The organism is Natronospira sp., from assembly GCF_007134575.1.
Taxonomy (GTDB): domain Bacteria; phylum Pseudomonadota; class Gammaproteobacteria; order Natronospirales; family Natronospiraceae; genus Natronospira; species Natronospira elongata.
The window spans coordinates 1-11,570 of record NZ_SLKM01000197.1 but is presented as its reverse complement, the minus strand read 5'-3'; the positions used below and the strand labels follow the sequence as shown (position 1 = coordinate 11,570).

At 63.0% G+C, this 11,570-nt stretch carries 12 protein-coding genes; 7 read left to right on the top strand and 5 right to left on the bottom strand.

The features are described from left to right. Nucleotides 1–6 precede the first annotated feature (6 nt). Both ACJWXQ_RS07630 and ACJWXQ_RS07625 read left to right on the top strand, forming a co-directional pair. Entirely contained in the window at nt 7–261 is a 255-nt protein-coding gene (locus ACJWXQ_RS07630; RefSeq protein ID WP_346050776.1) for a hypothetical protein, read from the top strand. An 80-nt stretch (nt 262–341) separates the two neighbouring features. Beyond that, nucleotides 342–605, top strand: a complete 264-nt coding sequence (locus ACJWXQ_RS07625) for a 2TM domain-containing protein (protein ID WP_346050777.1) — start codon at nt 342–344, stop codon at nt 603–605. Here the strand turns inward: ACJWXQ_RS07625 and ACJWXQ_RS07620 are convergent. After that, complete coding sequence (locus ACJWXQ_RS07620; RefSeq protein ID WP_346050797.1) at nt 602–1,819, bottom strand: divalent metal cation transporter; 1,218 nt, start codon at nt 1,817–1,819, stop codon at nt 602–604. The genes ACJWXQ_RS07625 and ACJWXQ_RS07620 overlap by 4 nt on opposite strands. A 217-nt stretch (nt 1,820–2,036) precedes the next feature. Between ACJWXQ_RS07620 and msrA the strand changes: the two genes are divergently transcribed. From msrA to ACJWXQ_RS07605, 3 genes are all read left to right on the top strand, one after another. Then, a complete protein-coding gene (msrA, locus tag ACJWXQ_RS07615) occupies nt 2,037–2,513 on the top strand; it encodes a peptide-methionine (S)-S-oxide reductase MsrA (protein WP_346050778.1) in 477 nt (158 codons plus the stop codon). A gap of 63 nt (nt 2,514–2,576) precedes the next feature. Then, nucleotides 2,577–2,987, top strand: coding sequence for a PilZ domain-containing protein (locus ACJWXQ_RS07610; protein ID WP_346050779.1), 411 nt, complete (start codon nt 2,577–2,579; stop codon nt 2,985–2,987). Nucleotides 2,988–3,174: 187 nt separating this feature from the next. Further along, the gene (locus tag ACJWXQ_RS07605; RefSeq protein ID WP_346050780.1) at nt 3,175–5,226 is read left to right on the top strand and encodes a M13 family metallopeptidase; all 2,052 of its coding nucleotides are present in this window, start codon (nt 3,175–3,177) and stop codon (nt 5,224–5,226) included. Between the two features lie 69 nt (nt 5,227–5,295). Here the strand turns inward: ACJWXQ_RS07605 and ACJWXQ_RS07600 are convergent, their stop codons facing one another. Both ACJWXQ_RS07600 and rlmM read right to left on the bottom strand, forming a co-directional pair. Continuing rightward, a complete protein-coding gene (locus ACJWXQ_RS07600) occupies nt 5,296–6,126 on the bottom strand; it encodes a transporter substrate-binding domain-containing protein (protein ID WP_346050781.1) in 831 nt (276 codons plus the stop codon). A gap of 98 nt (nt 6,127–6,224) precedes the next feature. Further along, a complete protein-coding gene (gene rlmM / locus ACJWXQ_RS07595; protein ID WP_346050782.1) occupies nt 6,225–7,292 on the bottom strand; it encodes a 23S rRNA (cytidine(2498)-2'-O)-methyltransferase RlmM in 1,068 nt (355 codons plus the stop codon). Between the two features lie 131 nt (nt 7,293–7,423). On the opposite strand from rlmM, the gene ACJWXQ_RS07590 reads away from it, so the two are divergent. Then, nucleotides 7,424–7,834, top strand: a complete 411-nt coding sequence (locus ACJWXQ_RS07590; RefSeq protein ID WP_406672517.1) for a hypothetical protein — start codon at nt 7,424–7,426, stop codon at nt 7,832–7,834. Nucleotides 7,835–7,846: 12 nt separating this feature from the next. Here ACJWXQ_RS07590 and ACJWXQ_RS07585 read toward each other — a convergent pair whose 3' ends face one another. Beyond that, nucleotides 7,847–8,518, bottom strand: coding sequence for a hypothetical protein (locus tag ACJWXQ_RS07585; protein ID WP_346050784.1), 672 nt, complete (start codon nt 8,516–8,518; stop codon nt 7,847–7,849). Nucleotides 8,519–8,710: 192 nt separating this feature from the next. Between ACJWXQ_RS07585 and ACJWXQ_RS07580 the strand changes: the two genes are divergently transcribed. Further along, a complete protein-coding gene (locus tag ACJWXQ_RS07580; RefSeq protein ID WP_346050785.1) occupies nt 8,711–11,182 on the top strand; it encodes a serine/threonine-protein kinase in 2,472 nt (823 codons plus the stop codon). A 55-nt stretch (nt 11,183–11,237) separates the two neighbouring features. Here the strand turns inward: ACJWXQ_RS07580 and ACJWXQ_RS07575 are convergent. After that, nucleotides 11,238–11,570 (bottom strand): alanine:cation symporter family protein (locus tag ACJWXQ_RS07575; protein ID WP_406672516.1); only part of this gene is annotated, 333 nt, incomplete at its 5' end.

The window sequence follows — 11,570 nt, the reverse complement described above, 5'->3', positions numbered from 1 at the left end:
TAGTCCATGATCAAGCGAATGCTGATCCTCATGGTCCTCATGGCTTTGCCGGCACTGGCCTGGGCTCATACCTGCCCGGCTTACGAGGATATGATCAACGAATCCCTCGAAATGGCGGAGGAGATGGGCCTTTCCGATGAAACCGTGACGGAAATCGAGTCGTTGCGGGACGAGGGCATGCGCCATCACGAAGAGGGCGATCACGACACGGCCATCGCCCTCTTGGACGAGGCCCTGTCTCTGATTGAGAGCGGCGGCTGATCAGCCCGGCCGGTGCGGGTCCCCGGCAGTCTGCCGGGGACCGATTCTCAGCGTGGCCCGAGATATGAGGACAGGGTGCGGTGGAAGACAATCCCTACAAGCAGGCGGAAGTTCGGGCCCGGGCCCTGCGTGATTTTCTGATCCACCTGCTGATCTTTGTGCCCTCCGCCGGTCTGTTGCTGCTGTTCCAGTGGCTGGCGGGCGAGTCTCAGACCTGGATCAACTGGCTGCTGCTGTTCTGGCTGTTCGGCCTCGGTCTGCACGGCATTTCCCTGCTAAATCCCTTCGCCCGTGTGATGCGCCTGCTGGATGAGGATCGCCTGCGGGACCGCAGTCGCCGCTAGCCGCTCAGCCGCCAGCCGATCCAGGCCAGCGAAAAACCCACCAGGAATGCCAGACCCAGCCAGCTCAGTCCCCGGAGGACGGGGCCGGGGCGCTCTGCTGTCGGCATCCAGGGGCCGGTCACTGCTCGCAGGTTGAGCCAGGCGAGAATGGGGGCCGAGAGAAAGGAGACGGTGGTGGCGAAATCCACCAGGGTGGTGAAGGCGCCACCAAAGTAGCGAATAATCACCAGGGCGCCGGCGGCGACCAGCAGAAAAGCGGCAACATACACCCTTGGCCCGCTGTCGGGGCTCATCTCCCGGCCCGGCAACAGAAAACCCGCCAGGGCGGTGAGCACGCGGGGATAGGCATCGCTGACCGCCAGGGTCGTGCTGAACATTACCACCAGAGCCGTGAATAGAATCACCGGCACACTCCAGTCTCCCAGCAGCTGGCCGTAGAGTTGGGCGAACTGGCTGGAGAAGGCCACGGCACTGTCCGAGAAGCGCTCACCGCTGCCGAACATGACCAGGGCGCCGAGCACCAGGAAACAGGCGGCCAGCAGGGTGGCGCCGGCATAACCGATCTTGAAATCCAGCAGGGCGTGGCGGACGCTGACCCGCTGACCGGTGCTGCGGCTACGCTCCATGGCCCATAGAGAGTGCCAGGCGGCCACATCCAGAGGGATGGGCATCCATCCCATCAACGCCAGCAGGAAGGCAATGCCGGCGCCGGTCCAGAGGCTGGACAACGGCGGTGCTGCGGTTTCCGCGGTCCATTCGCCGGGATTGAGCAGGGCGAGACTGACTGCGGCCAGCGTCAGGACAGCCAGCACGGACATGATCAGTTTCATGCTCAGGTCCAGGCCCCGGAAACGCCCCAGCAGCAGGACCAGGCCGCATACCGCCAGGATGATTGCGGAGATCAGCACAGTATCCAGTTCGGGTGCAAACAGGCGGCTGGCCAGACCGGCGGTCACCAGGGTCACGCTGGCCAGAATCACGAACATCGTACCCACAGTGATCAGGACATAGAGGGACAAAGCCCAGCGGCCCTGGCGGCGATAGGCGGCAAGCAGGCTTTCACCCGTCGCCGCGGTATAGCGGGGACCAAATTCCAGGAAGGGATATTTCAGCAGGCAGGTGATAAGGACCAGGCCCAGGAGCAGCAGGCCGTATTCGGCCCCCGCCCGGGTTGCCTGCACCAGATGCGATACGCCCACGGCGGCGCCGGCCATCAGCAGACCGGGGCCGAGGGCATGGAGCCAGGCACGGGGTTGGGCTGACGCTTGCGTCACGGATACTTCTCCCTGGGGAATTTTGCGGGCCCTTGCGGGTCGAAAGGCGAAAGTAAAGCGCATTGGTGCCGCGGCCTGCAAATCCGGCCTCTCCCCAGGCCGGGGTTTTTCTGCCGCAGCCTTGATTTTGGGGCCCTTGGATGGAGACAATCTCCCCATGAGCGAGAATAAAGCAACGTTTGGTGCCGGCTGTTTCTGGGGCGTGGAAGCCCGCTTCCGCGAGATTGACGGGGTGCTGGACACCCAGGTCGGCTATCTGGGTGGGGATTTCGAGAATCCCAGCTACGAAGACGTTTGCTCCGGCGAGACGGGGCACGCTGAAGTGGTCCAGATGGTCTATGATTCAGAGAAGGTGTCTTATCAGGCCCTGCTTGAGGTGTTCTGGGAGATGCATGACCCCACCAGCCTCAATCGTCAGGGCCCGGATGTAGGCAGTCAGTATCGATCGGCGATTTTCTATCACGATGAGGCTCAGCGGCAGGCGGCAGAATCTGCGAAGCAGGCCCTGCAAGCATCCGGGCGTTTCCAGCGCCCCATCGTGACCGAGATCAGTCCGGCATCGACCTTTTACCGCGCGGAGGAGTATCATCAGCGGTATCTGGAAAAAAAGGGGCTGTCGAGCTGTGCCATTTGAAGCACGGCCGGCGGCGGTTTTCGTGGCGGGGGGTCACGGCCGAATTAGGGATGGGAGGCAGCAATGGGCAAGATCAGCAGTAGCGAAGATACCGACGGCGGCGACGATCGCCGGGTATTCGGGCGCATCGACACCCAGCACCCGGTCAAGGTGCTGGACGGGCGGGATCATGCCCACCCGGCCCTTGCCCTGGATATTTCCCTGACCGGTCTGCAGTTGCTTTGCAACAATGAAACCGCCCGGCAGCTCCTGCCTGACAGTGTCCTGCGGGGGGAGCTTGGGGGCGAGGAATTGCGGGTGCAGATGCAATTGCCTCTGAAGGATGGCCGCTATTCCAATGTGGATGCCCGCTGTCGGGTGGTGGCCTGCCGGGACGATGATGGCGAGCGCTTCCGGATCGGGCTCCGCTATATCTGGTTTGAAAATTACACCTACGACGACCTCGAGCGGTTTATCGACGACTGGCTGCACTAGCTGGTCCTCCCGCCCGCCCCTGAACCCGCGATGAAACCAATCCACGGTGCCGAAGTCATATCGGTGTCGTAGGCCGTCCTGCTACCCTCTTCGGGTCGCTTTGACCGCACTCAGGCGGCGGATGGCTGCGTTTTGCCCGCCGTGATGCCGGGTGAGATCCATTCAAGCATGACAATATGAGGACCAGATGATGCACAAGACAATGAGCGTCTTGCTCTGCGCCGGCCTGTTGGCCGCCTGTGGCCAGGATGACCAGGACCGGGATCGGACTCCTGAGCCGGCCAAGGGCGAAGCCGAGCTGGGCGTGGACATGGCCAACATGGATCACGATGTTCGGCCCCAGGATGATTTCTTCCGCTTCGTGAACGGTGGTTGGCTGGAGCGTACCGATATCCCGAGCGATCGTGCTCGCTACGGCAGTTTTGACGAGCTGCGTGAACAGGCCGAGGCCCATTTGCGTGAGCTGGTGGAAGAGGTCTCGGAGCGAGAGAACCTCGAAACCGGCTCAGCGGAGCAAATGATCCGCGATCTCTATCAGAGCTTCATGGATGAAGACGCCCTTGAGGCACTCGGGATGGAACCGCTGGAAGACCTGTTCGCCCGCATCGACGCGGTCGAGGATCATGATGAGCTGCGCCGGCTGCTGGCCAAGCTGCCAGCTTACGGTGTCTCCGGCCCGTTCAGCTTCTTTGTGCGCCAGGATGCCCAGAACTCCGACCAATATATCTCCTACCTCAGCCAGTCCGGGCTTGGTCTGCCGGATCGGGATTTCTACTTTGATGACGGCAATCAGGACGTTCGTGAGGCCTATCTTGAGCATGTGGAGCGCATGTTTGAGCTTGCCGGTCACGAGGACCCTGCGGCCGCTGCCGAGCGCATCATGGACACCGAAACCCGTCTGGCCGACGGTCATTGGACCCGGGTCGAGAACCGTGACCCGGTGGCCACCTATAACCTCAAGTCGGTGAGCGAACTCGGAGAACTGGCGCCGGATTTCGACTGGGCCGCCTTCATTGCCGACATTGGTGCCGACGATGTGGAGTCGGTGGTGGTTCGGCAGCCGGACTATCTGGCAACCGCTGCCTCGGTAATCGCCGATACCGATATCGAGACCTGGCAGGACTATCTCCGCTGGCGGGTTCTTTCCAGCTACGCCAATTATCTGTCCAGCGATTTCGTCGAGGCCCGCTTCGATTTCTCGGGGCGCGTCCTTCAGGGACTGGAAGAGCAGAAGCCCCGTTGGGAGCGTGGTATCGACGTGCTCAACCAGGTGATCGGCTTTCAGCTCGGCAAGCTCTATGTGGAGCGTCATTACGATGACGAAGCCAGTGAGCGCATGGCCGAGATGGTGGACAACCTGATGATCGCCTTCGAGGAGACCTTGCGTGAATCGCCCTGGATGAGCCCGGAGACCCGCGACGAGGCCCTTGCCAAGCTTGAGAGCTTCAATACCAAGATTGGCTATCCGGACAAATGGCGGGACTACGACGGCCTGGAAATCGATCCGGATGACCTGGTGGGCAATATCAAACGTTCCCGCGCCTTTGAATACGGACGCATGCTGGAGCGCTTGGGGCAGGAAGTGGACCGGGACGAATGGTTCATGACCCCGCAGACGGTCAATGCCTATTATTCACCTTCCATGACCGAGATTGTCTTCCCGGCTGCCATTCTGCAGCCCCCCTTCTTTGATGTGGATGCCGATGACGCCATCAACTACGGCGCCATTGGCGCGGTCATTGGCCATGAGATCAGCCACGGCTTTGACGACTCCGGTCGCCGTGTGGATGGCGATGGCAACCTTCGCGACTGGTGGTCCGAGGGCTCCGAAGAGGAATTCCAGTCCCGCGCCCAGGTGCTGGTGGACCAGTTCGATGCCGAGGAACCGCTGGAGGGGGTCAACATCAACGGCCAGGCCACCCTGGGCGAGAATATCGCCGACCATGGCGGTCTGCGGGTGGCCTGGCGGGCCTATCAGCTGTCCCTGGAAGGAGAGGAGGCGCCGGTAATCGAGGGCTTTAGCGGCGATCAGCGCTTCTTCCTGGGCTGGGGCCAGATCTGGCGCATCCAGTTCCGCGACGAAGCGCTGCGTCAGCACCTCCAGACCCGCCCCCATTCACCGGGGGAATTCCGGGTCAATACCACGCTGCGCAACATCCCGGGCTTCTACGAGGCCTTCGACCTGCAGCCCGGTGATGCGATGTACCTGCCGGAGGACGAGCGGGCCAACATCTGGTAAAAGCCGCTTGAGGTTTTGCATGAAAAACCGCCACCCGAAAGGGTGGCGGTTTTCTTTTGGTCGGCGGATCTACTGGGTCTGGTAGCGGGTGGTGATTTCGTCCCGCACATTGCCCTCAATCAGTGCCTGCAGGGCCTCGTCAAAGCGCTCGACCAGGGATTGGTCCACGGATTCACGGCTGAACATCAGTGTTACCTCGCCGCTGCTGAGCTCCTGTTCCAGTCGGGCCACCTGGTCTTCCAGGCCCAGGCGTCGCTGCACCGACGCCGCCACGAAGGGGTCTTCGATCAGGGCGTCAATGTCATGCTCCAGTAGGCGCAGGAGGTTGATGTCCCCAATCCGCGCACTGGTGAGGTAGCGCTCGTAGTCCGGGTTGGCGATCACCGCTTCGGCCTCGTCGCCATAGAGAAAGCCTTCCGTCAGTCCCACCCGACGCCGTTGTTGCAGCAGACTTTCCAGGCTCTCATCCTGGTACAGGTCCAGATCCTCGGCTCGTACCCAGATGGCGAAGGTCTCATCCCGGTACGGGATGCTGAAATAGGCGAATTCCTCGCGGGCAGCCGTGCGCGTGGCACCCGGTATGAAGTCGATCTCCCCGTCTCGCAGGGCTGCCAGCAGGGATACGAAATCCGCCTGGTGATACTCCAGTTCGCAACCGGCCTTTTCCGCTGCCGCGCTGACCAGCTCCACATCCAGGCCGGCGACTTCGCCGGTCGGGGTGCGGTATTGGTAAGGCTCCCAGGGGTCCCAGCCCATCACCAGCTCACAGTCCGTTGTGGCCTCAGGGGTCTCTGCCACGGCGTCGTCATCCACCGCTCCGTTCTCATCCGGGGCCTCGCAGGCCATGAGGAACAGGAGCAGGAGACACCACGCCAGGCCATGCATTGTTGTTCTGTTCATATCGCCTCCTGGACCATGTCATTGTCAGTCATTGGGCCAGGGCACTGTGCCCCGCCCTTACTCATAGCTTAGAACGGGGATGTGAGAGCACAAGGGGACTAGGGCAATATCAGGACAGTGATTTCCTCGCGGTCATGGTATAGCTGGCGGGCCCGCAGGCTGGCGCCTGCTCCCGCCCGAGCGCGCAGTTCGGCCAACAGGTCCCGGGCTACCGGCCAGGGCCGTTTCATGGGCAGCTTGAGGTTGAAGACTACCCTTCGGGCCCAGCCTGTCTGCAGCCACTGGCCCATTCGGGCTGCCACCCGCGCTGGTTTGTCGACCATGTCGCAAAGCAGCCAATCGACAGGAGCGGCGGGCTGCCAGGTGAAGCCATCGCCGCGAACATGATCCAGCAGGCCGCTGTCCAGCAGGCTTTTAGCCATGGGGCCATTGTCCACCGCCGTGACATGGATGTGGCGGCGCACCATCTGCCAGCTCCAGCCGCCCGGCGCGGCACCCAGGTCCACGGCGGTCATGCCAGGCTGCAGATGGGTCTCCCGCTCCTCTGGCGTCATCAAGCGGATCAAGGCCTCTTCCAGTTTGAGCGTGGAGCGGCTGGGCGCGGCCGACGGCATCCGCAGACGCTGAATGCCCCCGGCCGGCTCGGCCGGATCCTGATTGCTGCCCACCGCAACGCGAGTGGAATCGGGAAAAAACAGGTGCAGCACGGGGGCACCCTCGGCATCCAGACGGATACCCTTGTCCTTCAGCGCCCGCCGCAGGGCGGGAGTGAAGGCCCGAACAAAACGGGAGAGGCCCTTGCCGGCATTGCTGTCCGGGACGCTGATCTGGAGGCCCCCAAAGCAACTCCCGCCGGGCAGTGTTTCGATGATGGGGCTGATGCGGTCCTTGCCGGGGAGCCCCTCCAGCCAATGCCATTCCCTCAGCACCTGCCGCGGGAACAGATAATCCTGCGGTAGATGACGGTTCATGGCCGCTGTCTCGGCTGGGTCGGCGCAGACCAGTCTAAGCCAGGCCTCTCCCGGCCGGGCGATGGCATAGGCCGAGGCAATCCCGGCCGCCCGCGCCCTTTCGTCCAGCTCCGCCGCAGCCGCTGACTCCATGCCGGGGCGGCAGTGGGCCAGCCAGGCATGCACTGGCGGTCTTGTTATCGGATTGTCACTCACCCCTGTTTCTCCTGCTGACTTGCCGGGATGGTTTTGCCCCCCCGTGCTTGAGCTTTGCCACGGATTGGGGCAATGTTCTGCCCCGAGCCCGGGAGGGCCCCATTGCCGAGACGCTTGATTGGAGAAATGCCATGGCCGCCAAACGCCTGCCCCGTGTTGTCACCGTTCCCCTGGTGCTGTTGGTCATTGTGTTGCTGGCCTGGCTGCTGCTACGCATGTTGCCCTCGGGATTTGAGACCGATCTCAGTCTGGTGGGGACCGGTGAGCCGGCCGTGGTGCTTGTCCATGATCACAATTATGTCGAAAGCGTTACCCTGATGGAGAATCTGGCTCGGGTCCGGGATCAGCATCCCGAGGCCATGCTGTATCTGGTTGCCGATCTCAATCATCCTCGGGGCCAGCGTTTTGCCGATAACCAGGACGTGGATGCGGTCACGCTGGTGTTGTTTGATCTGCACGGCAACCGGGTGGCCACCACCCGTGGCGTCAAGGACAGTGGCGAAATCGAGCAGTGGCTGGCAGATCATCTGCCGCCTCTGTAATCCCGGAAACCATCAAAAGCGGCGCCCGAACAGCAGGCGCGTGGCACCCCCGCCCTCGATGGCATCGTGACGCACTCCCACCCAGCCGCCATCATCGATCTCCAGTGACAAGCTGAGATAGGCGTGGCTGTCCGGCCGCCACTGAAGCCGCCTGTCGCTGCGGCCGTCCTCATCCCGGCGGGTCTCTTCGCCGTTCAGCCAGTGGCGGGCAACGCCAATGCCAATGCCCAGATGCCGGCCTTGCCAGTCCAGGCCAAGCTCCGCGCGGCCCTGGCGCATGTCCACTTCGACATCCCCCTCGCCCAGGCCGCCACTGACCGCCATCCAGTCATGGTCCAGATTCCAGCGCAGAGCCAGGGGGCTGCCGGTCGGATGGCGACCACCCAGACCGAACCCCAGCAAGTGGCCGCCCAACCTCGGGGTTTCAACCGTGTCCGCGGCTTCAAAGCGCATTGACGGCAGCCCCAGGCGCAGATCACCCCATAAGCCGGCGGTCAGGCCTTCCCGCAACTCAATGACCCCACTCTGAAGGCTGAAGCGACGCGCCTCATCGGCCACCGTGGGCCGCAGGGTCTGGCTCTCAATCCGCGCCTCGTAGGCAACCCCTCGCTCCGTCAGGGCCGGCATGGGCAGGAGCAAGAGAGCCGAAAACAGGCCGGTGATGCGTCGTGGCGATCCGCCCATGGCAGCCCTCCAGGCCGGGATTGGCGATAAGCGGGTTTGCTTTATCCGTCTCAAGGTAATATACCAAGGGCAGCGTCCAGACCCGTGAGTTCCAACAGCAATTTGTGGGATAGTGACGCCTGTGGTCCGGGGGGTAGAGTCCCGCGGCGGCTGACCGGAAGGGCAGCGGCCGCATTGATGACCGGGGGAAGCTTGCAGAGCAAGGCCTTCAAAAACGATCGATTCATCGGTTTCGCCGTTGTCCTGCTGGTTGCCCTGGCCGGCCTCGCCGGCCTGTGGCGCGGCCTGGACGGGCAATTGGCTGAATGGGGCATGCGACTGGCCCCGGAAAGGGCTCCCGGCGAGGCCGTGCTGCTGGTGGATATTGATGACCGTAGCCTGCAGCGCTTCGATGACTGGACCAGTCTGGCCGCCGCCGTGGGTGAGGCGGTGGGCATGTCCCGTGGCGCGGGTGCCAGTGTTACCGCCCTGGTGCTGCCCCCGGATTGGGGCCTGGCAGGTCCGGTGGCTGATGCCACTCTGGCGGCTCGCCTGGAGGGTCTGGGCCCGGTTCTGTTGGGCCTGCCGTATCGCAGCGCCACTGGTGGCAGCGATGGCGGACCCCTGCCGAGGGACTGGATTCCCCCCTACATGCTCGACAGCGCTGTCAGCGCCAATATCGAAGACCCGATCAATATCCGCATCCTGCGTCGCATGGCGGCGACGCCGGCGCTGCCCTCCGGGCGCCTCGTCCCGGCTCACCCGGGATTGAGCAGCGAGGTAACGGGGGTCGGTTTTCTGCCCCGGGTGGAGGATCGCCTCGCATCCCGGGAACCTCCCGCGCTGTTGCGCAGCGACGATCATTTTCTGCCCGCCCTGTCCGTGAATATTGCCGCCCACATCCTCGGTGCTGAGGCAGCTGACATCCGTACCCAGGATCCCAGCGACCTGGCGATTGGTGGCCGGCGCGTGGTGACTGATGTCAGCTATCGTTTTCAGCCTCATTTCTATTCTCTGGATGGCGAGCGGGCCCTGCCCCGTGTCAGTCTCGATCTGCTCCTCTCGGAACGTTTTGATCCCGCCAGCCTGCAAGGTCGCGCCGTGATCATCGGCACCTCGTCCGAACAGTGGGCCCAGGCCATGCCCAGTCCCACGGGGGGTGTGCTCAGTCCCATGGAAGTCGTGGCCCAGCACGCCACTGCCCTGATCAACGGAGATCTCTATTCGGCGCCCGTGTGGGTCGCCGTGGTGCCGTGGGCCGTGCTCTTCGTGGTGGCCCTCTATCTGGGTTATCTCCTGCCCCGGGTGGGGTTGGCCACTGGGGTTGCCCTGACACTGCTGTTGGCGGTGATCCTGGTCAATCTGCAGTTGGTGCTGCCCATGGCCCGCATGTTGCGTTTGGACCTGGCCATGCCGGTTGTTGCCCTGCTGTCGGGACATTTCGCTCTGGGGGCGAAGCAGTACCTCAGCGATCGATACCACCATTTCCGGCAGACCCTGTCCGATCTCAATCGCCAACTGGCCGAGGCCTGGCGGGCCCAGGGCCGGCTTGATGCCGCCTTTGAGCGGCTCAAACAGTGTGAGCCAGATCAGCGCGTCCTCGACCAGCTCTACGACCTGGGCCTGGATTTCGAGCGTCGCCGCCAGTTTGCCAAGGCACAAAGTGTTCTCCGTCACCTGTCCAGGCTGTCCCCCGGCTTTGCCGATGCGGATGCGCGGATCCGCAAGCTTGGGGTGCTGGAAAGCAAGATGGCCCTGGGTAGCGGCCGGGGCGGGGTTCGTTCCCTGGTCCTGACCGAGGATGGCATGCAAAAGCCCATGCTGGGTCGCTACGAGATCGACAAGGAGATCGGTCGTGGCGCCATGGGTGTGGTCTATCTGGGCAAGGACCCCCGCATCGGTCGCACGGTGGCGGTCAAGACCGTTGCCCTGTCGGAGGAATTCGAGGGAGAACAACTGGAACAGGTGACCGCCCGCTTCTTCCGTGAGGCCGAGACCGCCGGCCGCCTCAATCACCCCAGTATCGTCACCATATACGACGTGGGTGAGGAGGCCGACCTGGCCTATATCGCCATGGACTATCTGGACGGCACCAGCCTGCAGCGCTACACCCGGCCGGGCAAATTGCTGCCCGTGCCCACGGTCTTCGACATCGTCACCCAGGTGGCCGAGGCGTTGAACTATGCCCATGGCCATAACGTGGTCCATCGCGACATCAAGCCGGCCAACATGATCTATGATCGCCGCACCCGGCGGATCAAGGTTACCGACTTCGGTGTGGCCTGCCTCACCGATGCCAGCAAGACCAAGACCGGGACCATCCTTGGCACGCCCTCCTATATGTCACCGGAGCAGGTATTGGGCCGGCGGGTAGATGGTCGCTCCGATCTCTTCTCCCTGGGTGTGACCTTCTATCAGATGCTGCGCGGCGAATTGCCCTTTGATGGTCAGCCCCTGGCCACCCTGATGTACAAGATCGCCAATGAAGAGCACCCGGACGTGACCCATCTGCGCCTGGATCTGCCGCCCTGCGTCCGCCAGATCATGAACAAGGCCCTGGCCAAGAAGCCCGAGGACCGCTTCCAGAGTGGTGCGGAAATGGCCGCCGCCCTGCGCCAGTGTCGCCGACAGGTGGTGGCCATGGCCAGAAAGACCCAGGGCGAGCCGGCCAAGAGCAAGACCTAAGGAGCCTCTGATTAATTCATTGGCTGCGGGTGCGAATGAATTAATCAGAGGTTCCCTAATCCCGTTTCAGGCGCTGAAAGTAGTCACGGGCCGCCGCCAGGACTCTGGGGGACAGCAACAGGGTGGCGGTCATGGTCGGGATTGCCATGAGCGCATAGGCGCTGTCGATGATGCCGAAGACCGCCTCCAGCGAGACCACCGCGCCAACGACGATCAGCGCGGTATAAAAGTACTTGTACCAGTGCTGGCGCTCCGCGCCGATGAGATAGCCCAGGCACTTGGCGCCGTAGTACCAGAAGGTGAACATGGTGCTGGAGGCAAAGATCAGCACCACGAAAGCGATTACCCAGGCCCCCAGCTCGCCGGGTAGCACATCGCCAAATGCCAT